This window comes from Citrobacter sp. Cf088 (assembly GCF_030334295.1).
Taxonomy (GTDB): Bacteria; Pseudomonadota; Gammaproteobacteria; order Enterobacterales; family Enterobacteriaceae; genus Citrobacter; species Citrobacter freundii.
Window position 1 is genome coordinate 166,830 of sequence record NZ_JAOWEE010000054.1, and the last position, 22,893, is coordinate 189,722.

Annotated in this window: 15 protein-coding genes and 1 pseudogene; 8 read left to right on the forward strand and 8 right to left on the reverse strand. The window is 50.6% G+C overall.

Annotated elements, in window-relative coordinates; genetic code table 11:
- Positions 1-312: 312 nt before the first annotated feature.
- From dpdE to dpdD, 8 genes are read left to right on the forward strand one after another with little or no spacing between them, the layout of a single operon-like run.
- The gene (dpdE, locus tag OGV71_RS19325; protein WP_077762940.1) at positions 313-3,375 is read left to right on the forward strand and encodes a protein DpdE; all 3,063 of its coding nucleotides are present in this window, start codon (positions 313-315) and stop codon (positions 3,373-3,375) included.
- A 3-nt stretch (positions 3,376-3,378) separates the two neighbouring features.
- On the forward strand, positions 3,379-5,859 hold the full coding sequence (gene dpdF / locus OGV71_RS19330) for a protein DpdF (RefSeq protein WP_174349141.1): 2,481 nt from the start codon (positions 3,379-3,381) through the stop codon (positions 5,857-5,859).
- Positions 5,846-6,748, forward strand: coding sequence for a protein DpdG (gene dpdG / locus OGV71_RS19335; protein ID WP_032175789.1), 903 nt, complete (start codon positions 5,846-5,848; stop codon positions 6,746-6,748). Before dpdF ends, dpdG begins: the two co-directional genes overlap by 14 nt.
- Positions 6,745-9,882, forward strand: a complete 3,138-nt coding sequence (dpdH, locus tag OGV71_RS19340; protein ID WP_286533851.1) for a protein DpdH — start codon at positions 6,745-6,747, stop codon at positions 9,880-9,882. The genes dpdG and dpdH overlap by 4 nt, the downstream gene beginning before the upstream one ends.
- Positions 9,869-10,612 carry a protein DpdI gene (gene dpdI / locus OGV71_RS19345; RefSeq protein ID WP_174349142.1) on the forward strand — a complete coding sequence of 248 codons (744 nt, stop codon included), beginning with the start codon at positions 9,869-9,871 and terminating at the stop codon, positions 10,610-10,612. The genes dpdH and dpdI overlap by 14 nt, the downstream gene beginning before the upstream one ends.
- On the forward strand, positions 10,609-15,147 hold the full coding sequence (gene dpdJ, locus OGV71_RS19350) for a protein DpdJ (protein WP_174349143.1): 4,539 nt from the start codon (positions 10,609-10,611) through the stop codon (positions 15,145-15,147). Before dpdI ends, dpdJ begins: the two co-directional genes overlap by 4 nt.
- On the forward strand, positions 15,144-15,689 hold the full coding sequence (dpdK, locus tag OGV71_RS19355; protein WP_032175793.1) for a phospholipase D-like domain-containing protein DpdK: 546 nt from the start codon (positions 15,144-15,146) through the stop codon (positions 15,687-15,689). The genes dpdJ and dpdK overlap by 4 nt, the downstream gene beginning before the upstream one ends.
- The gene (dpdD, locus tag OGV71_RS19360; protein WP_182289235.1) at positions 15,689-17,860 is read left to right on the forward strand and encodes a protein DpdD; all 2,172 of its coding nucleotides are present in this window, start codon (positions 15,689-15,691) and stop codon (positions 17,858-17,860) included. Before dpdK ends, dpdD begins: the two co-directional genes overlap by 1 nt.
- A 37-nt stretch (positions 17,861-17,897) precedes the next feature.
- On the opposite strand, the gene queD is transcribed toward dpdD, so the two are convergent.
- The 8 genes and pseudogenes from queD to OGV71_RS19400 all read right to left on the reverse strand — a co-directional run bounded on the left by queD (position 17,898) and on the right by OGV71_RS19400 (position 22,590).
- Positions 17,898-18,260 (reverse strand): 6-carboxytetrahydropterin synthase QueD, encoded by a 363-nt coding sequence (queD, locus tag OGV71_RS19365; protein WP_032175795.1) that lies wholly within the window; start codon positions 18,258-18,260, stop codon positions 17,898-17,900.
- A gap of 260 nt (positions 18,261-18,520) precedes the next feature.
- The gene (locus OGV71_RS19370) at positions 18,521-18,910 is read right to left on the reverse strand and encodes a putative zinc ribbon protein (RefSeq protein ID WP_032175796.1); all 390 of its coding nucleotides are present in this window, start codon (positions 18,908-18,910) and stop codon (positions 18,521-18,523) included.
- A gap of 139 nt (positions 18,911-19,049) precedes the next feature.
- Positions 19,050-19,631: a YagK/YfjJ domain-containing protein gene (locus OGV71_RS19375; protein WP_032175797.1), complete on the reverse strand. Its 582-nt coding sequence runs from the start codon at positions 19,629-19,631 to the stop codon at positions 19,050-19,052.
- Positions 19,632-19,966: 335 nt separating this feature from the next.
- The gene (locus OGV71_RS19380; protein WP_131347512.1) at positions 19,967-20,344 is read right to left on the reverse strand and encodes a putative zinc ribbon protein; all 378 of its coding nucleotides are present in this window, start codon (positions 20,342-20,344) and stop codon (positions 19,967-19,969) included.
- Positions 20,345-20,355: 11 nt separating this feature from the next.
- Entirely contained in the window at positions 20,356-20,889 is a 534-nt protein-coding gene (locus OGV71_RS19385) for a secretoglobin family protein (RefSeq protein WP_174349110.1), read from the reverse strand.
- 401 nt (positions 20,890-21,290) lie between these two features.
- Entirely contained in the window at positions 21,291-21,617 is a 327-nt protein-coding gene (locus tag OGV71_RS19390) for a hypothetical protein (protein ID WP_248180111.1), read from the reverse strand.
- Positions 21,618-21,700: 83 nt separating this feature from the next.
- Positions 21,701-21,904, reverse strand: a pseudogene (locus tag OGV71_RS19395) (helix-turn-helix transcriptional regulator); the annotation flags it as partial.
- Positions 21,905-22,008: 104 nt separating this feature from the next.
- Complete coding sequence (locus OGV71_RS19400; RefSeq protein ID WP_174349108.1) at positions 22,009-22,590, reverse strand: rolling circle replication-associated protein; 582 nt, start codon at positions 22,588-22,590, stop codon at positions 22,009-22,011.
- Positions 22,591-22,893: the final 303 nt, after the last annotated feature.

Sequence of the window (22,893 nt, forward strand, 5' to 3'; positions counted from 1 at the left end):
CCATAAGTTAAATAAAAAGCCTTCTATTGTTAATAGGGGGCTTTTTAATTGTTAATGCAATAATCTCATGTTGGGATTATTTCTGCATAGTATTCATTTTTCATCTCAAAACATGAGCTGCAATCCATAAGTATGATTGATTTCATTGTCTTTTTTGTTATGTGAACTATATCACACCTTCTCAGTCCTCTTGCTGGCGGCAATCGTCTGCTTGAATTGATCAAACTTATCTTTCACGTGTATTATTTTTTCATTATGGAATGCTATTTTTCCGATCGTAACAACGATTCCCTTCATGGCTGAAAAAATACAATGACTACACAACCTGGTACATTATCAGAAGGTGACTTGGTTACTTCTCCGTTATTTAGTGGGATTGCTAAAATTCTGCGTTTATACTCAGCTGAAAAGGCTGAAATCGCATGGTTTGTTTCACCTCTGGAATCAGAGGTTAATCGCCAGATGGCAGAGATTTGTACGCTGGCGCCAGCAAAACTTTATGACGAAAGTACCGTCTACTTTCGATCGGCGGAAAGTGGGTTATGGTGCCGCGGACGCTATGGCGGACCAAGGCCTGGTAATAAGCATCTGATAATTATCCGTTCTGGCCAGAATGTCGTTGTGGATCTGGCAGACATATTTTATCCCAACTATGGGCAGGGCTTAGCAATGAACCCAGCCCATTTTCTTGCTGCCCGTTCAAACGATGCTCCGTTTTTTTACCCTCTGCGCGAGCGATTTGTCAGCGCGTGGATTAAGCAGCGTGCAGCATGCCGATCTATGTCTTCGTTGATCAGCAGTCGCGTTGAGGTCGAGCCTCATCAGATTGCTGTTGTTCGTCGAATTCTCCAGGACCAAAACCCCAAATACCTGTTGGCAGACGAAGTAGGACTGGGCAAAACCATCGAAGCGGGGCTGGTCATCCGCGAGCATATTCTGGAATGTAATCGCGACGCCAGGGTTTTGGTAGTCGTGCCGCAAGCGTTAAAAGGCCAGTGGAGTGAGGAGTTGATCGGACGCTTTGCATTAGGTGAAGTGATGATGGGAGGAGGGCGGACGCGGCAAATCCGGCTTTGCAACCATGATGAGATTACCGACTCCTTGATGCAAACATGGGGGCCGACGTTGATTGTGGTGGACGAAGCCCACCAACTCGCACGTCACGCTTGGGCTGAAGACGTTGCTAAACGCGCTCAATATACCGCTTTGACAACACTTTGCCATCAAACGGGCATTGTGTTGTTACTCTCAGGGACGCCGATGCATGGCAACGAACTGAACTTTCTTGCGATGTTGCATTGCCTCAATGAAGAAGCCTGGCCACTGGACCCGGCAGGTTGTGAGCATTTTATCCAACGCGTGGCAGAGCGTGAGAGCCTTGGCGGGATCTATACCGCGCTCCAGCCTGAAAACGACAACGGGATTATCGAAAGCTGTCTTGAGGAGTTGTCCGCAAAGTTTCCTGATGATGAGGAACTTCAGGGTTTAATTGATGAGGTGCGGCCGCTTGTTGATTTTATCGCCGATGAAGAAGGCGAAGAGCGTAGCGAGAAAATTTTGGCGCTTCGCAATTGGTTAGGTGAGCATTACCGTCTGTTTCATCGACTGTTACGTAACCGCCGCGAAGATCCTTCTCTTGCCTGGCTTTTCCCTGGGTTAGCGGGGCTGAATATCGCGCACTGGGCCGTCAAGCCTGAAGATGTCACCTTAGACGAACTTCTTGAAGACTGGCGTTCTAGTGCCAAAAATTCTCCTGAGAAGCATCGCCATATCACCACGGAGAATCTGAGCGATTGGGTGGATGCGCTGTTCACCAGTCCCCTGACATTTTCACGTCGGGCACGCTTAGCGCTGGAACAGGGACCCGCCAGCATAGATGAACAAAATTACCTTGAACAAGCGCTGGCAATTGCGAAGCAAGAGCAACGCCAAAAAGACGAGCAATTGATGATCGCCCTTAACGCATGGTTTGCGAATCACAAAGAAGGGAAAGCGGTCATATTCTGTAGTGAAGAAGCGGAATCCGCTCATCTTTTCACAAAGCTGGATCTACAGTCCACTTGGAAAATCGTCCGCCACGCGCCGGATAAGTACGCGCTTAACAACCACTGGCAGGTGCTGATATGCGACAGGCGTGGGGAAGATGGCCTTAATCTTCATGGGAAAAATCGTCTGGCCGTTCATTACAGCCTGAGTCGCGATTTCAACCGTTTTGAGCAACGTCTTGGGCGCTTCAACCGCTACTCAGGCAACTTAAGGGGCATCAAGCCGGTAGAAAGCCTCGTCATCCTGCCTGGAAGAGATGGCCTGTCATCGGAGTGGACCAGGCTTTTAGATCAGGGCATTAACCTGTTCAGACAAAGCGTAGCCAGCCTGCAGTTTGTGTTGGATGAGCAAATAGAGGCTATGTGGCGGCGTTATTTTGAGGGCGGTCTTGCCGTCATCAGTACTACCATCGATGCCCTGGGGGGAGAAAAAGGGTTCGTAGCCGTTGAGCGTAAAAAAGTGTTTGAGCAGGAGAACCTGCTTTCTATGGAGCAAGAGGTCATTGCTTCACAGGCATTTTCTGAGGCATTGCTGGAGTCTGAAGATGATGCGGAACAGCGTGCGCTTGACATGCTGCAATGGATCACCAAAGCGCTCCAGTTTAATCAACAAATTGAGGAAGATAAAACCGGGTTCAGGTTACGCTTTGAACGAGATGAATATAAGGGGCGCACGCTCGTTGATGTGCAAACTTTCATCGACAACTGTTTGCTTGGACTGGATTTTTCAGAGGGCTATCCTCCTTCTACAGCAATCATGACCCTCTCGCGTACCCAGGCTAGTTTGCACAAAAATACTTATCCTCTCCGCTACGGGCAACCTTTCGTGGATACCGTCTGGCAACTTATGCAGAGTGATCCTCGCGGTACGACGATGGCGATCCTACGCATGATGAAAACGATTAAACTCCCGTCGCCACAGTTTTATTTCCATTTTCAATGGTTAAGCAGCGCTAGCCTGGATGGCGATAATAAGCTGGTAGCTCAACGTCAGGGAGATGAGCGTTTTGCCCCGCGGCTGGAAACCTTCTGGCTCGATGCTAATGGTCGCGAAGTTGATGAAAAGATTATCGCTGTTTTGGAAAAACCGTACGATAAAAAAGGGACTGTGCTCTACGAAGATATGAACCTGCGAACCGATGTATGGCCACAGATGACGCGTTGGTTTGATCCCGAAGCCTGGAAAAATACGGTGCTGGAGTTAACAGAAAAAGCGAAGCAGCGTCAGCAAATTCGCTACCCTTCGAGTGACGTATTGCCTATTGGGCACCAGTTGATGGCGGTGAAGGCGATAATTTTGTGCAGCAAAGAGACTTTCCAGATGGAGTAAAGAATGGAATTCCAATGGAGGCAACTCCGTGAGCTACTCGCGATGGACGAGTGTCAGGACAATAATTTTGTAATCCATCAGGATGACGGTCAGTTTTTCTATCGTCTCTGGCGATGTCTGAACGATGCAGGCGCGGGGATCTCAGACCGATTACATGGCTATTATGACGCTTTACAATGTGCCCGAGCTCATGGGCTTCTGCCGTTGCGGCTGCCGCTCAAAGAGCGAATCTTATCAGAGGATTTACTGCGTGCTGGCCTACGGCGCAGCCGGGATTATCCTGGTGAGGTTCTGTTAGACGAGAACGCATTACAGATCGCGCCAGAGTTATTGGCAGTGTGGCGAAAGGAGAAAAGACGTCTGCTCCAGACCCCGCCGCTGGATACGTTGTTACCGATTCTGTTGAATGACACTAAATACACTCATTACACATCTGTTGGGCAGCAGCTTGCTGTACGCACGGTGTTGACGAGTGATAAAGACTGTTTTTTGTTTATTAACCTGCCAACGGGGGCTGGTAAGACGTTCATTATCCATTCTCTGATGCTGGCAACTCCCGCAAGTCAACTGACACTGGTGATTGTTCCGACTATCAGCCTTGCTATTGAGCAGGCTCAGCGCGCTCAGTCCATGTTACTGCAGGCAAACGCCGACCATGGTGGCGAATACACTTGGCACTCTGGGCAAACACCAGAGGCACGCGAGGCGATTAAGGCCCGTATCAAAGCCGGTAAACAAAGGTTACTGTTTTGTTCACCGGAGGCGGCATCCAGTGGTTCGCTGCTATTGCTTCTATTTTCACTGGCCAAGCGGAAAATGATTGGCGCCCTGGTCGTGGACGAAGCCCATCTTATCGATCAATGGGGTGCGGAATTCCGGCCGGAATTCCAACTGCTTGCGCCGTTGGTAAAATCATTGGTGGAAGTGAGTAAGGCGAGCATTCGCACGGTACTTCTTTCCGCGACGTGGAGTCAGGCAACGCTCAATACCCTTAAAGAGCTCTTTGCCGGTGATAACCCTCAGGCGATCGTTGAAGTTAACGGCAGTTTCCTGCGACCAGAGCCTATGTGGTACGTCAGCAAAGCGGACGATCGTGAAGATCATCGTCGGCAGGTGGAAGATGCGATTTCAACGCTACCGCGGCCGTTGATCCTTTACGTTACGACGGTCGAGGACGCCATCGACTGGCACCAGTATTTGCTCAAAGCCGGCTATAAGCGCTGCGGGTTGGTCCACGGTAAAGTATCTCCACGCCAGAGAGAAAAGCAGATAGCCGACTGGGCTGAGGATAACGTTGATATCATGGTTGCGACCTCTGCATTTGGCGTCGGGATGGATAAAAACAACGTACGCGCGGTGCTGCATGTTACCGTCCCGGAAAACATCGACCGTCTCTATCAGGAGAGCGGGCGTGGAGGGCGTGACGGCTATGCTTCAGTAGCACAACTCATTTATAGGGACGATCAGATCTCTTTGGCTCGTCACCTTAACCGCGATAACCTTATCGGTGCAAAAAAAGGGTTTCTACGTTGGCAAAAAATGCATCAGAACCGGGAATCGGAATCACCCGGTTATTTCTCAGTTTATCTGGATACCAAGCACGACAGCATCAAAATTGATTCTCGTGCTAATGTCGCGTGGAACTGGCGCACACTCCTCATGCTCCAACGTGCCGGCTTCTTGAGTCTGCATTTTGCTGCACCGGATCTCGAACAGTTTGCCTCAGATAATGTGGACGATGCGAAGGTAGAACAGTACTTTAACCATTATTTCAGCCATATTGGCGTCAAACTCCATCGTGAAGGTCATCTTGATGTGCAGGAGTGGAATGGCACGTTAAAAGAACTGCGTTCCAGAGAGTTGCGTGCCCGGCAAAAAGGGTTTCAGGTGCTTGAAGATTGGTTGAATCATCAGGAAAATCCGCTATGTAGTGTCCTTGAATCGTTCTACACGCTTGATGGTTACGCCCCAGAACTGGCTTGTGGTGGTTGCCCAGGTTGTCGCTCTCAGGCGTTGTCAGCATATACGCCTACGCTGGGCTTGAATGCATATTTGATTTCTGGCGAAGAACGCGAGCGCATCGGTAGCGATATGCGTATTTATTACCCTCCGGCCCGATCCTCTGCTTTGCTGCTTCGCCAGTGGATCGACTGGATCGCACGTTTGCTAGTCACACGTGAGATTCAGGCCATCCGCGCAAGCTCGACCGTACTATCCCAATTAAGCCAACAACTTTATAAGAGCGTGCCATTCTGGTGCGCGCTTTCACATGACGATCCCTCGACAAACTGGAATGAACTGGTACTTGTCCTGCCCGGAGAGAGCCTGCCAGAACTTGACCCGTTTAGTGATATCAAACGAATCATTGTGGCCCCAGAGACGCTCCCTGAAAAAAACGTTCGGGGAAGGCTGTGGTGGGAGAGTGATCCCAGAGCTCGTACGCTGGACCAATTTATAAGGAGTTTAAGCAGTGGCAATCATTAATAACGCCCATCCGGGTAGCCAGATTCGCTTGATCTGCACAATTGATAGGGTCCTCAATCGCCGTGGAGGAAAACCGATTTTGCATGAAGATTTGGTTGAACTGCTGCGTCCCCAGGCGCTGCCGCAATCCGATATTGGTGCGGATCGTTTTCGGAAGAACCTGGATTTCTGGTTGGAAGAAGGGCTATGGCAGCAGACTGAGGCGGGTATTTCCCGACATACTCCACTCGCGAATGAGCGCAATCTGCCGAGCCGCGTATTACGCACATTGATAACAAACGAGCCAAAAGAGTCATTGCTGGAAGGCACCCGTGGACAGCCTTTCCTACTCAGTATCACCGCGTTGCTTGCGCAGGATAATTTTGCCTTCATCGGCAAGAGCACGCTGACAAAAGAGAGTGTCACGGGAGGCGTTGGACCGCTGCTCAAGGATTCGAACAACGAAGGCGTACGTCGCCAGATCAACTTATCAAATGAAGCGACAACGTTCCTTGAATTTGCTTTTTTCCTCGGTTTTGTTGAGCCATTTATGGATGGATATCTGGTTGATCCGACGCGAGCTATTGAGGGCGTACTAGACCGTGTGCTGGAGAACCACAGCAACCTTCCCGCAATTGACTTCATATCCCGGCTTGCAGAAGTCTTACCGATGATCGATGGCGGAAGCTATCGTCAGCAGGTTGAACCAATGATTACGGCAGATAACTGGACACCGAAAGAACCATTACATTTGAGCGCCTCTCTGAGTCAGGCGCTGGTGCGTCTTGAGCTGGCACTGAAGATAAAGTTTGAGATTAGGGCTGATGATCATCAGGCGCTATTGTTAACCGGGCCGGACGGTAATACCCAACGGATAAGCGCCATTAGCCCTGGGGAGCTTTTAAAATGAAAATGCTGGAATATTGGCCGTCTTTACCGAACATCAGACAGTGCATTCGTACCGAGGCGGAAGAGCTTTCGGACCATACGCTGCTGGCCGTTCATGAGCCAGCCCGAATCTTACGAATGAATACCGACGGCAGTCCGTTGGCGTATGAAACGGAAGAGCAGTTGCTAAAACACTTTCTGGAAGTGCAGCGCCCACTGCCAATCATAGGCAACACAGGGGTAGGGAAGTCCCATATTATCCGTTGGCTGGATGCGAACCTGCGCCTGCGCCCTGAATTTAAAAATAAACAGTGGCATATTGTCCGTATACCCAAAAGTGCAAGCCTACGGGAAGTACTTGAGCTTTTACTGGAAGGGCTTGAGGGCGAAATTTTTGATGAAGCGCGTGAGGATATCAACAAGGTCAGCGATAAACGCTCATCCAAAGAGATCGCTGAATGGCTTTTGATGTTGATGGGGCAAGAGCTTCGCGATCTTCATGCGCGTTCAAGCGCTGATTATGAGCAGCTTAAGCAGGAAGCGGCGGAAGCAAGCCCGGAGCAGCAGAATGCACTGCGCAAGAAGTCCTCTGAGTTAAAGAAAATCAATATTCATGCCGCAGAAAATGCCCTGCCGACGCTGATCAACGACGCTTATTTCAAACAGTTCTTACTAAAGGAAGAACAGTGCCTGTTCCGTTTCGCCAGCCGTCTGATCAGTGGCGCAAACAGCGATGAACTTGAAGAGGGTGAACAGCAACTTAAAGCCAGCGATCTTGATTTCCAAATACACCTAAGTGATCTGAGCCTTCCGACGCGTTCGTATATCAGTCGGACGCGACTCAATACGCATGAACCTGGTCGGCAGGAAGCCGCTGATATTCTGAACCTGGTGCTCGGTAAAGCAGCACAAACCCTTTTTAATCAGCTGTTTAATTTCCGGGGGCGCAGCTTTTCCGATCTATTTCTACAGATTCGAAAAGCATTGCATGAACGGGGAATGACCCTGATGGTGCTGGTGGAAGATATGTCTCTGATCACCGCTATTGAAGATGTGCTTATCGACAGCCTGGAGCGTGAGGGGACGCGCGATGGTGAAGAAGTGCTTTGTCCGGTGTGCTCGGCCTTTGCGACGACTGAAGGTTATCAGGGATATAACCGTCGTCGCCAGGGTATGCGTGACCGTGCGAAAGGTGAATGGCGGATCGAAGAGGTTGTAGGTGAGCGTTCAGAGACGCGGCAGCGGATTGTCGACTTTTGCAGTCGCTATATCAATGCCGCGCGTTTTGGGGATAAGTCTTTGCTCGAGTTCTGGAAAAAACGTACCAGCGATACGAACTGGGTGCCAAACTGGGATCAGCATGCTGAAGCCATTGAGGGTATTGATGCTTTTGGCTACAGCTCTCTGGGCTATGCGCTTTTTCCCTTTAATGAACGCGCAATTCATGCGCTGGCGGATGTTCACTGTGGCGATGGTAATAAGGGCATAAAATTTAATCCCAGAATCATCCTTAACAAAATCCTGTTAAACATCTTGTTCAACTATCGGGTTATGGCACAAGAAGGACGGTTTCCGCCTCCGCAACTTGATGGCATTACCGCACCTCATGGGCTGCGAACCTGGCTGAGTCGAAAAACGTTGGCGGAGCAGGACCGCTCTGAAACCGTCGCGGCTATTTGGGGATATCCGGCAGACAATGGTCCCGCCCTTGCTACCGCATTGCCTCCTGCGGTTGTGCGCTGCTTTGGCCTCAATGATTTGGCAAACGAACTCGCGTCGACTGAGAAAGGCGCGATCAACCCCGGTAATGCTGCAACGGTTGGACGAAAAATCGAGCCTGTCAGTGCGAAAACGGTGAAGCCAAACCCTGTTCCGCAAGAATCGGTTGAGCCTGTTGATCCCCTCGAAGCACGTGTTTACAAGATGGAGGCCAGCGTTTCCGACTGGATACTGAAAGATGTATTACTCGATCAGGATACGGCGAAATATATCCGTAACTCGCTGGCAATGATTTATGACCAGCACGCCAATGCTGACTGGTATGGTGCGAAGTTTAAGCCCGATATTCGCAGTGGGAATTTCGTTAACATTAATGTCCCAAATGCGCACGGTAACAGGCTGAAACAGGTAGTGAATTTTGTCTCCGAGGCGGAGTATAAGAAACGGTCAGTCTGGATAACTGAGGTATCGATGGCCCTTGCACGTTTCGGGCTCTATATGGACAAAAAAAATGGTCCGGACTGGACTTATTCGAAAGCTGCGGAAGATTATCTGGTTATACAGTCCTTTGCTGACCGTTGGGTGCCCTACGCTCTCACTGAACTCCTGCGCAGCAAGCGTGAAAATCAGGGGATGATACTGACTGAACATCTGCAGTTGGCCCGGGCCCTTGGCATTATCAAACCGAATGCGACCTCCAAAGAGGTGCTGAATCAATTGCTAATGAACAAAGAGGCATTGATCGGCCAACATAAATCTGCCGCCACAGAGAGCATTGCCAAAGTACGCTCTGACGCTCTTGATAAGTGGGAGGAGGTGAAGTCGAAATGGCTAAATCTCTATGCCCCAAACGATCATGCACTGGAAGGCGATATTGTGCAGAAAATGGTGCTGGAGGCCCTGAAACAACCAGCAGACAGCAGGATAGAGCAGGCGGCGAACAGAACGGTAAGAGAGATTGCGTCAACGCTGACCGAGGTCACGTATTTCTCTGATTGCGAAAACAGTGAGGCATTCGCTCAACTTATCGAGGATGCCGTATCGTTGTTGGAAGAGTTACGTGAAGAAGGTGACTATCCGGTTAATGCTGAGGTGGACTGCAGTACGCTGCAAGCAGAACTAAGTGCTTTAAAAGAAGGTGGCACGTGGGCAATGATCCTCAAATTACGAAGCATTACGCAGAAAGAAGAACCACTTGCTTTGTGGCAGTTGCTTTGCGATTTAGATGGAAAATTACTCAAGCGTTTTACAGATACTCTGCAGCGGTGGCAAAAGATTTGTAAGCAAACCTTTAGTGCGATTACGGGGTACAACCAGGATAAAGGTGGTCACCGAATCAGTGAGTGTCGCGTGCAAATTGACAGAGTCCTGATGGAGATGATGCAGGATCTTCAGATCCTCAAAGAGAATGCAGGAGGTAGCGATGAACACGCTTAAGCAGCAACTCATCCAACTTCGCAAGGATTTTCAACTGAAGAAGCAGGTGAAACAAGAAGATAATGTTTACGAAAAGTACCGGCAAATTCGCGACGATTTGCACAACGTTGCTTCATCTTTAAAGGAGACGGCAACTCAGCTTGATGTCATTACTCAACTGCCTTCACCGTTGTCGCAAATCACTCTTGATAGCCATGAAAAAGCGGCGATTTATGACGCTGAAATCGCTCTGAAAGAATTTGCGGAAAAATACCAGCATATGGCCGATGAGGCTCAGCAAAAAGGGGGATTAGGCGAGACGCTCAATGCGCTGATGGCCGTCCAGTCGAAATTTGCAGATAAAATTGATAGTAACTGGCAGGCATTCATCCACAATCTTGAAAGCCAACAGATGCTGGAAACTGTCTTCCTTGAACAGCAAAAGACGTTGGGGCTCATTCGTATCTACAACGAGTACCGAACGGCTCTTGATGGGTTCAATCATCAGAAAATGATGGGGCCCGCTAATCCCATTGTGATTAAAAAACTACAGCAGTACTGTGATGAAATGGTCGAGTTAAAAGGCAAAATGGATTTTAAAGCGCCAGCCTGCGTCCTTGATTTTTTCCAGGCGCTCAATAATAGCAATCGCGCACCGTTGACTTTGCTGACGCCTGAAGTCCTTAGCTGGCTGGCGGAAAAAGAAATGCTGAACTCATTCAATGTGATGCGCAAAGGTTTACTGGGATGAGTGAAATCACTACTGCTGTGCTGCATCACGTCCTCGACGCTCTTGAAGCAGAGGAAAATACATTGCTGGTGTGGGGAGACACAGGTGGCTTCTTCAGTGAAGAAGAGTTACTGACTCACATCAGAAGAGAGTTGGGCGTTGTTTTTAAACGCACTCCGACCGATGAGGAATGTGATAATACACAATTGGCGATGCTAGACGCCGCCATGCTGATCCAAGTGCCGCACCTCAGCGGCATGCCTGTCTGGCGAACCCGAATGGGGGAGACGGTCCATCTCTTACGTAACTTGCGCCAGTGGATGCATGGGCAAAAGCTGGACCAGAGCAAAACGCTGGTATCGGACTATCGCTTTATTCGCCGGCCGCGCACTTATCCCGATCGCATTTACGAACCGACCACGCTGATTACTGGCTGGAAAAAGCAGCTGAAATTAAGCGAGCGCGTTTGTGACATTATGCGCCAAGCGCTGGCGTCAGATAAGTCCTTCCTGCTGGCGGGTTTTCAGGTGCGATCTACCGAACGCATTATGCAGTGCTGGCAGGATCACAAGGTGAAAAGCGACACGGCCAGCGGAACCATTATTTGTGCCGGTACCGGTAGCGGTAAAACGCTGTCGTTTTACCTGCCTGCGCTGACCCGTCTTGCCGAGGAGATTTGCAGCAACCCTGAGCGCAAGGTGCGTATCCTCGCTATCTATCCGCGAAAAGAACTGCTAAAGGACCAGTTTGCTGAAACTTTTTCACAGTGCCGCAAGCTTGACGACTATATGCTCACGGCGGCCGGACGAAAAATTCGAATCGGCGCCTTTTTTGGCGATACGCCAGTGAAAGCGGAATGGTCGAGGAAAGACGTTAAGGGTAAGGTTGGGCTGCCGTTCGGGTTGATGAAATGCCAGCATCCCCACCCGCATCATCCTAAGCAAGCGTGCGGAGGGGCATTGATTTGGCGTCGTGAGGACATATTTGACGCGCGAGAGGTGCTCACCTGTACGCAGTGCCAGCATCAATTGGATCAGAGTGAAATCATGATCACCCGTGATGCGCAGCAAAATCGCGGCGATGCCCCGGATATTCTATTTACCACAACGGAGATGCTGAATCTCCAGTTGAACTCCACCTGGAGTAATCATCTGTTTGGCGTCGGAGAGGGCTATGGCCCGACGCTGGTCCTGCTTGATGAGGTCCATACCTACAGCGGAACCACCGGCGCTCAAACTGCGCTGTTGCTACGGCGCTGGATGCAGCGCACCGATTGCCTGCCGCATTTTGTTGGCTTGTCGGCAACGCTTGCCGACGCGCGGCACTTCTTTGCCAAACTGGTGGGCGCACCTGAAGAGCAGGTTGCGCTGATCCACCCCTACGCGGAAGATATGATCGAAGAGGGGGCTGAGTACCTGCTGGCGCTGCGAGGCGATCCTGTCTCTGAAACGGCATTACTCTCCACCACCATCCAGGCCAGTATGCTGATGGCGCGCATGTTGGATAGTGAAGCGAATAAGTCGAAAGGCACGTGGGGTAAGAAAACCTTCATCTTCACCGACACTCTTGATGGTAACAACCGTCTGTACCATGACCTCAGCGATGCCGAAGGCTGGGTCACGGGGCCAGGGGCGTCGCGCATTGATCACCCACCGTTGGCCGTATTACGCAGCCCCTTTGATGATACTGCACCTGAGCGGTCTAAAACCGAACTGGGGCAGAACTGGAAGGCGGCTATGGAGATTGGTCACGACCTCGCGCAAAACAAATCTATTTCCCGAACGTCGAGCCAGGATGCTGGTGTTGATGCATCAGCGGATGTCGTGGTCGCTACCTCTTCGCTCGAGGTGGGATATAACGACCCGCTGGTCGGTGCTGTTGTTCAGCATAAAGCGCCTAACGATGTCGCCTCTTATTTACAGCGTAAAGGTCGCGCCGGACGTCCACGGGGCATGCGTCCTTGGATGCTGGTAGTGCTTTCCGAGTTTGGCCGCGATCGCGTCGAGTTCCAGCGTTATGAAGGGCTGATGAGCCCGGAGATCAAACGTCAGGGCCTCCCGCTGGGCAACCAGCACGTGCAGAAAATGCAGGCAGCTATGGCGACCCTCGACTGGATCAGCAAAGTCGGGCAGTTCAAAGACCTCTGGGGCATGTTGAAAAAAGTTGAACATAATCAGCTGAAATATGACCGAATGTATGGCCCGCTTATCAAGCTGATTGAGGAGGTTCTGAGCGGCGGCAGACGGCTGAACGAGTTGACGCGCTACCTTCAGGACGCCCTGCAATTATCTGACGACGCGGTGCAGAATATCCTCTGGAGCCCGCCGCGCTCGGTCATGTTTGAGTTTCTCCCAACCATACTACGTAACCTCAGAACTCGCTGGTCGGTTAACGGCGTGGAGTGGGCCGGACTGCGCCCGAATCAGCCGAATGGCGAGGGCGAACAGCACCGGAGCAATTCACCCGCCCCGGAATACATCCCGCAGAACCTGTTTAGCGAGCTGAATTTGCCGGAACTGGACATTCGCCTGAAGCGTGGATTTGACGATGAAGACCACTGGGAAACTCTCTCTTTCTGGCAGGGAATACGTGAATTTGCGCCTGGGCGACTCTCTAAACGCTATGCCGTCAAATCGAACAAAAGTACCGACTGGCTGGTGCCACAATCCTACGAGCCGATGGCAGGGGAAGGGCGGCAATTCGTTGATTTCCAGATAAGCGATGCGTTCGGTGATAGCTGGCAAAACGAGTGTGAAGTTGACTATCAGGGAAAAACCATCAAGGTTGTTAAACCGTCGAAGGTCATGACCACCCGGGCCGACATTCGCCGTATAAATGATAAAAGTAATGCGCAACTGCAATGGGTACTCAACGTCATTAACCCCGCTATTGCTACGCCAGACGAGGTGCCGAAGGGACCCTGGAAGCACACGCTGAGTGATGTCACGTTCTACAACCACCAGCATATGACCCCGCTGGAACTGGTCCGCTTTTCTACCGGATCGCAGGCGTCGCTTCGGTTCAGGAATAAGGAGCGGGCTCACGTTGATTTCACCTGGGTTAATGGCGAGGAACAGGTTGGCGTAGGAAGTCGTCAATGGGTGGATGCAATGCGCCTGCGTTTTAACCTCACCTGTGATGATGTGCTTGGTCTGCTGCATCAGGAAGAAATTCAGCGAGGCATGCGCCCCGTTTATTTTCAACATCTTGTAAGACAGTCGCCGGAATTTGAATTTGACAGCTTCAACGCGGACTGGGCCATTGAATGTTTTATGGCTCAGCTTGCGGAGACACTGGCAAACGGCGCTCACTCCTCGGTTGAGTCGGCATTACGAGAAATGGCCTCCGAAAGAGGGGTAGAAAGGCTGGCAGAGATCCCGGCCAGCCTGTTCCAGCCGGATACCGACAATGAAGCAGGCACTGACCAGGCGCTACAGATTGGCCTCAACAAACTTCTTCAGCGACCGGAAATACAGCAACTGCTGCTGAACTGCGCGCAGGCGCTCTGGAAACCCCTGGCTGAAATCGACGGTTTTGTTGAATGGGCACGCCAGGTATTAGCGGATACCTTGGCTGCGGGTGTGCAGCAAACGCTAAGCACGCTGCTTCCAGACGTTGATGAGCGGGCGGTGGTGACAGACTCCTTTTGGATGAGCGATCCCGACAAGGGCGCTGAATGGCTGGAGATCTGGCTCTGTGAAATGGAGTCTGGTGGTAGCGGTATTCTGATTCGTTTACAGCAGAAGTGGGCAGAAGATCCTGTCTCCTTCCTCAATGTGCTGGTGCGTAATCTTTCAGCCAGCGACTACGAGCAGATCGATTACGATCTGCGAACTGTGTTGCAGATGCTGCAAACGGATGAGGCGCTTCGTATGGCGATCTCAGCCGTACGTGAAGCCAGCAACATGGACGCCCGGCGGGAGGCTAACAAGAATCTGCATTTGCGGCTTTCACAGCGCGGTCTGCGCCTTTCCCACAGCTTTACCACGGTGCTGTACTCGCGGATTCTGCGGGCGGGCAGCAGCGATGACACAGACACCCAGCTTTATCAGTTACTGTCGGACTGGTCGTCGCTTGAAGTGAGCGCGGGTATTGAGTTCAGTATGAACACCATGGCACACGCGCTGGCGGTGAACGCGCTTAGTGTGGAAACCGATGCTTCCGTCGTGTTTAACGCGCAGTGCCGGAACCAAAACCTGCTCTGGCCGCGTGGCTACACGATCCGCCAGGCTGAGCTCGGCTTTTACAATATGTTTTGCTCGCGCAAAGTCACAACCGAGCGTCTGCTTGCTGGCGCGTTATTTAGCGAACAAATCGAAAAGATTGCTCTTGACGATGACTGGCTTGGGCATTTGCATGCGGCGCTGCGTAAAGGCGGTCGTGCGGAGCTGATCCTCACTCGCCAGCAGCGAAATCAATTACATCAGGTCATTACCACCGTGCAAATTGAACCCATCGATCATTTGGGACTGCTGCTGTATCCGCGTCTCGGTGAAGTCCGCCGTGAGCAGGATTTGCTCATATTGCGTATTGAACTGGCGGAGGCGATGCAATGATCGGACGAGCAAAACAGCGGCAGATTTTTTTACATGGCTCCGCAGGGCAACGGCAGTTGCGAGAAGTCCTCAGCGCCCAGCTTGTTGCTCTGATTATGCAGCCAGAGCCAATCTGGCTGGTTTCGCCGTGGGTGAGTAACTTCCCACTACTGGACAATCGCTCAGGCCATTGGGACAGCATTGATCCTGCATGGGGAGGCCGGGAGATGGATTTCATTGAACTGCTAGCCTGTGCGGCGAATAACGGTGCGCCGCTTTCGCTGGTGACCCGCGACGACCCTATGAACCGTATCTTTGTAAAAGCATTGGAAAAGCGCCTGAGCAGCTTTGCGAATTTTCGTCTGGAATGGCGTAACCAGCTGCATACAAAAGGTTTTTTGACGCCTAACGTCTTCCTGAAGGGCTCTATGAATTTTACCCGGAGTGGCGTCAATCGAAATGAAGAATTTGTAGAACTGAACTGCGATTCGCATATGATCGGTGAAGCGATGGCCGAATTTGAAAGTCAGTATCTTTTTAGTGGATCACAGGAAGCGTTCTGATGTGTGCAGATTGGCTGAAAAACTTTTACGCTGAAGATAAACATCTGGATTATGACAGGGCGATGCAGGGCGGTTATAGCATCCAACAAATGAACACGCTGATTCAGCGGGCCGCTGCGCAACGGATGCCCTGCATCGTTCCTTCTACGCGAACGGGAAAAACGGTGTTTTATGCTCTGGCAGAGAATGCGAGAAGCCTGGACGAATTACGGCGCATTTTGACCGCGGCGCTGGGCTCCGCCGACACTAATGCGGATATCAGATCCCTCTATCACACTAACGATCCAGGGGAACAGTTGCTTCTGGATAAATCTCCGGACGGAATTCTGACCTTTGACTTTTTACCGGTGCCGGATGGATCGCCGCAACAGGTAAAAGAATGGCAGATAGCCCGAATGAAACGGGTCTACGCCATGCTGCAAATGGTGATGGATCTTTATCATCAGAGACCCGTCTTACATTCGCTGGTCAGTCGGCAAACTGGACGAATCCTCAGAGATTTCTACACAGCATGCCACGCTCGCGATGGCAAGATTGCCGAACAGTATCTGGAAGAGTTACGCGGAAATCAGATGCTTTCTTCTCTTAATCTCCTGTTTCTTGAGCTACAGGGGATGGCGGCTTCGGCAAAATGGGACTCGATTCTCAACCACCCTCGGCTGGAAGTATTGTTGCGCGGTCGGGTGCCGGAGCGTATCCAGCGCCTGCTGTTGCGATCCTCTGGCCATTTAATGCTTAACGCCATCCGCGATGCGCACTTCCCGCTGGACAGGCGTGAGGATGCAAGGCGACTGGTGCTGGGCTTATTGCCGCTGTACAAGCATAAGCCCCGCTTTGCTCATCAGGCGAGTTTTCTGCCTGACTGGCAAATGTGGACCATGGGGGCCGCGCTGCTGGGGATCGACGAATGGCAAACGGCGTCGCCTCTATTAGATCCTGACTGGATACAGCAGGTCGAGGGGTGGGTGACAGGCGCAAGTTCGCTGCCCGCGCCGATAGAAGCGGAAGAACAGGCGTTGATCCAGGCGCCGGTTGTCATGCTGATAAGCCTTGAAAACGCGACCGATTTGTTACTTGAAGCGCTACTGGCGGACGCTGAGCGCGAAAGTGAGATCTACGCACAACTGGCGGCGATGCCTGAAGCAACACGACAGGCATTGCAAAAAATACCCAAACTCTGGGAGGCGTGGCAGGCGCTGAAAAAACGCTGTGAACCACAAGACTATGGCTGGAGCCGCTGGCTTGCAGATATACAACAGGCTACGGAATCCGAACGGTTTGAATCACTGCGCCAGCAGGCGACCGTTCACTACATGGACTGGACGCCGTCAACCTTCAACGAAACGCAGTGGCAGGCGCTGCTGGAGCAGCAGTCCAACGCCCAGTTGAGCAAAGTTTTACGAGACGTACTGCCAACCTTTCTGAACTGGCTGGAAGAATATGACGTTCAGGTATCTGCCTCCTTGTGGCCGGACTGGCTTATGCTGCTGGCCGTTGAGGATATTCGCTCAGAGGAGGATGTGCGTCTCGGTGGAATGATTCTGGATAAATTCCTTTCCGGTACCTTCACCCGCGAGGAATATGCGTCCGCAATTGAATCGGTGGCAATGCTGTGCTCTGAAAACCTGTCGGTAAGAACCTTGGGCTACTCACTTGATATTGCTGAACTTCTTTATGATAAAGTCACGGCTGACGATGCCGCCAGATTAGGTTTCTGGGTCACCTTGCAGGAGTTGCTCAAGCAGCGCTGGGAGCGTCTGGATGTCAGCATGCAACTTTCTGCACGCTTGGTGGAAAGGCTCTATCTCGGCGAACATGCGGGACATGCTTTCCCGGAAGAGGATAATACGCCGGGTGTAGCGTCTTCGCTTCATCGCGATCTCAGTGGTAAAACGTTGGCGATTTATAGCCTGATGGAAGGGGCGGCAAGACGTGGGAAAGAGGCGTTGCTTCAGCTTTATCCAGGGCTACGAGTGGAACTCAACCACGATCACGTCGCTACTCCGGCGCTGGTGAACCTGGCGGAAAAAGCTGAATACTTTATCTTCGCCAGCGGCAGCTCAAAGCATCAGGCGTTCTATACCGTGACGGATTATCGCAAAGAGATAATCTATCCCTCAGGTAAAGGGGCGTCGAGTATGATCGCCGCCTTCGTCAGTGCACTGGGGTAAACAGCAAATAAGGAATAGCTTCTGCTATTCTTTATTGTTATTCACCACGGTAGATGCAGCCTGCGGAGCATGTCTCTTTCACGACAACTGCGCTAAGGATCGGGAGTTGTGTCTTAATCTGATTCCAAATCCATTCAGCAAGCACTTCGCTGGTGGGGTTTTCCAAGCCTGGAATGTCATTGAGATAGTAATGATCCAGCCTATCTAAAGTCGGTTTAAAAATTGCTTTTAGTTCGGCAAAATCGATAATCCAACCGGTATGCTTATCCACTTCACCGGTAATCTCAAGGCGCACGACAAAAGAGTGGCCGTGTAAGCGGCCGCATTTATGGCCTTCCGGAACATTGGGAAGACGGTGTGCAGCTTCAAAGGTGAAATCTTTGTATAACGTAGTTTTCATGGTGACCTCATTTTTTGTTATACAGTAACAATAAGAACCAGGATTTCCTAGCATTTCTGAGTTAGTTACCACTACTCTATTGATAGACAAAAATATTCCGGTCGAGCTTAATCCGGGCTGTTTTCGAGTGTGAGCCTATGTGCAGGCTGAGTATGCAACTAAATTGCGGGTTATCGCCGGCCACTGCCCAACATTGATCGCTGCGCGTGGCTCCCACTTAATGGTTTAAAGATTGGCGACAAGAAAAAACCTCAGCATTCTCATGTTGCCACAGTTGCTGGAAGGCTGAAGTTTCCAGTACGACAAATCAGGCAGTATCGTTCACCATAGTAATTGGTCTTGCATTGTGTGCACTGCCAGTCGGCTTTACTGACTCTGGGGATAACATTGGGGAGGAAGCGCTGTAGCCGTCTGGTTAATTGACTTTCACCCGCATCAAGTTTCACATAAGGGCAATGTTGCTGACCATTATCGGTAAGGCCCGCTTCGATGTGCTCAAACCACGGACGCTCAGTTTCGTACTCAGGATGGTATTGCAGTGCGCTGTTGCAAAAATGGCAGGTGTAGCGGTCGTAGAGTGCAGTTTGCGCAGTACGGGCACCGGTCAGGCGACCGTTACCGTCGAGAGCGATAAAAGATTTGGCAAACATATTTCAGGTTCCTGTCAGACAACACGCAGGCGTAAGCCGTCCCGCAAGGGCAGACAGACGCCATATGTGTTAAGTGTGAGGGATAAGAATTAACAAGAGATGCGGTGGTTCAAACGATGGGAAGATGACGTAAATAAGCTCAGATAATCCGTTCCTCTGTACCGGTTCGGGGACGTCCGGTTAATGGGCGATCGGGTACTTCGTTGCACCCGTACAGTAATAAATCATTCTTCTGTTCAATCTTGGTCATGTACTCCAGTACCTGGCGCATGTTGGTAATGCTTCCCGGATCGCTGTAGTGCACCGGTATATTGATATCGGATTCGTAGTTCGGTTTATGTTCACAACGATAGTAACAGCCGTCATGTTCCGTGATTTCACGCCAGCATGCCCCGGCCTTCTCCATCCAGAAAAAGGGCTTCTGAGTCTTATTACCATCCAGCCAGAAAGCCACATGCGCATGGAACAGGTGATCCTCGGTCCATTCAATTACCCAGAAATAACCCACCACTGCGGACATACTCATCATCATATCCATGAGTTGACGGACGTCAGGCTCCAACTGGCGGTGATCCGGGTGGCGATATTTAACGGTATTATTTCGATAGAAAAGATCCAGCCGTATTACCCTCAGGCAGGAATAGCGATTAACCATCGCATTAATATGCGAATCAAGAACAGATTTCAGAAACCAGTCCGGTTCCCAGGTGCGTTTTTTCATAGCGTGACCTCCTGATCGCTGAGGACAGGATCAGTTTGAATGGATATGTGGGAGAGTAGCGACGCCCTGAAGCGGGCATCGTGGTAGTCGTGTCTGTGCGCCATACAGCAGTCAACATGCTGCGTGTTGCATACGCAGCAATGGGATACTGAGAGTGGGGGGAATTACAGGGAACAAACGTCAGGGATTATTGGGTTACAGACTGCAAAGAAAAAATAGATTACAGACAGGGAGTGAGTATTAATTATATTAATTAACCGAAATTAAAATGCCCCTGGTGACACCCTCTTTGCGAGCGGTAAAGCACTGGTGGTTCGTGAGTCCGAATACTCTGTTCATTCCTCCCGGCTGTATATCCCCGTTCTGCACTGAGGGCACCGTTTCTCACCGCCATACGACAGGCCGCACATCGTGCATCGCCACCGGGTGGTCGTCATAACCGGGGGCAACTGTGTCACGAGTTGCTGGAGTTTCTCTACGGCAGAAGACTTCCCATTGGCTGGTGCCAGGTAAGGGCACTGTAGCAGCGCTTCCGGTTGTCCATTGGGAATATCATGTTCAAACCAGGGCGGTGATGCTCTGGTGGACGAATGGAAAATCAACGGGCACTGGCAGTGGTGACAGAACCATTCGTCCCCGGTTGAGTTAAGCTGGCTGATAGCGAAAATCTCACCCGTTTTGCGCTGTGCGATATAGCATTTCTGAATGTGCATGCTCCATGCCCTCAGAGTGGTTTACTGATACGAATGTATTCTTTAGTCAGTGCTGTCAGACAACTGAACTTTTTTTGTCGTGTGCTGATCCACTTTTTCAGTGTGTGGGGGAGTGGCAAATGCAATGCGTACCATGCTCCCAGATCAATCCCACCCACCAGTTCACACCAACACAGTAGCGTCAGCGATTCACGTATACCGGGCTGTGGATACTGGCGGATTAAAAGCTGCAACTGTTCAGCAAGGGCGCTCAATCCCAGCCGGTAACATTCACTGCGCAGCATACTCATCAGTGGAATCCCCTCAGCACGCTTGATAATGCGTCCCGGGACGGATTCTTCTTCCACAGTGCCAGCCTGCACAGCCTCCAGTAAAAACTGAGGAATAATGAGTAGGTCGGTAAAATCACCCGGTAACGGGCAGGTCGTCATGGTCAGCCTGTGCCACTTTTTGATTTCAGGCCGACAGAGCCCATGGGTGACATGCAACCGGGTAAGGTCATCAAGCCAGGCCTGGCAATGAGCTGTAAAAATGGTTGAATTCATCTGTAACGCCTTATTTTTAAATGGCAGACAGCAGCATTCCGCCTGCGTGAATCGGTGAAGGGGACGTTGTCTGCGGGAATTAATGGGGTTTTCGGGGAAAACGCGTTTTCTTTCGTCACGGGTGCGAACGTCGTTCGCAACTAAGCCTTCACTGATATCAGTGGCCGGTAAACAGCAGGTATTCATCCATCATCAGGGTGAAAACGGAATCGTTATCCTAGCGGTCACCCAGCCAGAGATACAGTGCTTCGTCTGGCTGTGAAGCCAGGCGCTCGAGCCAGAAGCAGGGATCCACTCCGCACATCAAATCGCGCCAGCACAGCCAGACAATCTTGTGTCAAATCTCCTGACTGGTCAGCCGCTGTAACATCCTCAGCAATGCCGTTGTATCGGGAACAACTTCAGCCGGCGCATTCGCTCAGCAATATGCCTTCGAGCATGGGATGGTGAAGCAGCATTGCGGTGTCTGAGTCCAGCCGGGTGGACATGTCCTCTGTTACAGTGATAACCGGCGTTTGGTTACGGTGAAATAGCCGGTTCAGAGCATGGGGGACAACAGCAGTGACCTGATCCGTGTCCGTGAACCAGAGCGAACCGAGGATGAGATGATGGCTGGCCTGAATATTCGGGTGACACAACCCGTGCCGTATATCCAGTCGGATAAAATCGTCCAGCCAGCGCTGGTAATGTTGCAGCAGGAAGTCATGACGGGAATGAGGCGTTTTCACGATAACGATGCCCCCGTATCTTTTACTGCGGTTATCGTAAGCGGGCGTTGTGGGTGGCTGGTCAGGGATGGCGTTGAATTAACGCCACGGGAAGCGTTAATTCGTTGTAGTAGCCAGACTTCCACCTCACTCTGCAACCAGCGGGAACTGCGGCCAAACTTGGTAGGTTTTGGAAACTCACCATCTTTGATGAGCTTGTAAAACCACTTATCGGTTAATCCGGTGAGACGGGTAATGAATGCCATATCGATAAACTGGTCTTCGAGCAGGGGTAAAGTCGTGGTCATGATGAGATCCTCCGGTAGCTAAAGGGAAACCGAAGAAGGGTTATGAATTACTGCTGCCCTCTCCGGCATAGCAACCGGTGGTGCTGTAAAAAAGTGTCGTTAGCTTATTTTGTTTTTCTAGGTCTGCCCTGTCTTGTAGGTTCAGGATCCTCATTACATCCCCAAATCAGATAACCATTCTTCTGGGATTCTTTCGTCAGATAGCTGGCAATACGCCTCAAACTTTTAACTTCTTCGTCGTTGTTATAGTCAACGACGTTATTGATGTTGTCCTGGTAGCAGTCCTTCGGTTTGCAACGTTCGTATTTCCCTTCGTCGTTAGTTATCTTCCGCCACAATTCACCTGTCTGCTCAATAAGCGGAAATGACTTCTGATGTTTCTGTCCTTTGAGATAAAAAATGGCATGTGCGTGGATGGCATTTGTCTTTGTCCATTCCAGTACCCAGAAACAGCCACAGAATTGAGACATTTGCATTACAGCCTGGGTTAACTCCCGGAGGCTATCCTGTATCTCAAATGAGGAATTACGAATGAATCGGTTGGTACTTCGCTGATAATCAAAATCCATTCGAAACGCCAGTATTTTGGAGTGACATGCCAGGATCTGATTAAGATGGTGATTGATCATATTCAGCAGAAAATCATTTGGAGTGAATTTTTTAAAGTGTGGGTAATGTCTTTGCATTGTTCTGTTCCTTTGGATGAATTCAAAGGAAATGGCACATCTGTTTTTTGTCTCTTTAAGGATGCTTATAAAGCAGGGTCCAATCGCTTTTGACGGATATTAATTATCCTGCTGTGGGGATGTTAGATGGCTATAAATTGAGATCTACTCTCTATAATACCAATTAACCTTAATTATTTTTTGACCTGATGGCACTCCACAGTTTCCCTATGGCTTTTACATTTATATTGCCTGCTATCCGTGACAGCCGTCGGGGTGACACATAGCCAATTTTTAGTGTTCCAAGTAAACGTTCTACATGAT

Bases quoted from the DNA above. Each gene is read 5' to 3' on its own strand.
- dpdD (WP_182289235.1), top strand. From the start codon at position 15,689: ATGTGTGCAGATTGGCTGAAAAACTTTTACGCTGAAGATAAACATCTG.
- dpdK (WP_032175793.1), top strand. From the start codon at position 15,144: ATGATCGGACGAGCAAAACAGCGGCAGATTTTTTTACATGGCTCCGCA.
- dpdI (WP_174349142.1), top strand. From the start codon at position 9,869: ATGAACACGCTTAAGCAGCAACTCATCCAACTTCGCAAGGATTTTCAA.
- dpdJ (WP_174349143.1), top strand. From the start codon at position 10,609: ATGAGTGAAATCACTACTGCTGTGCTGCATCACGTCCTCGACGCTCTT.
- OGV71_RS19370 (WP_032175796.1), bottom strand. From the start codon at position 18,910: ATGTTTGCCAAATCTTTTATCGCTCTCGACGGTAACGGTCGCCTGACC.
- OGV71_RS19385 (WP_174349110.1), bottom strand. From the start codon at position 20,889: ATGAATTCAACCATTTTTACAGCTCATTGCCAGGCCTGGCTTGATGAC.
- dpdH (WP_286533851.1), top strand. From the start codon at position 6,745: ATGAAAATGCTGGAATATTGGCCGTCTTTACCGAACATCAGACAGTGC.
- queD (WP_032175795.1), bottom strand. From the start codon at position 18,260: ATGAAAACTACGTTATACAAAGATTTCACCTTTGAAGCTGCACACCGT.
- OGV71_RS19400 (WP_174349108.1), bottom strand. From the start codon at position 22,590: ATGCAAAGACATTACCCACACTTTAAAAAATTCACTCCAAATGATTTT.
- OGV71_RS19380 (WP_131347512.1), bottom strand. From the start codon at position 20,344: ATGCACATTCAGAAATGCTATATCGCACAGCGCAAAACGGGTGAGATT.
- dpdF (WP_174349141.1), top strand. From the start codon at position 3,379: ATGGAATTCCAATGGAGGCAACTCCGTGAGCTACTCGCGATGGACGAG.
- OGV71_RS19375 (WP_032175797.1), bottom strand. From the start codon at position 19,631: ATGAAAAAACGCACCTGGGAACCGGACTGGTTTCTGAAATCTGTTCTT.
- dpdE (WP_077762940.1), top strand. From the start codon at position 313: ATGACTACACAACCTGGTACATTATCAGAAGGTGACTTGGTTACTTCT.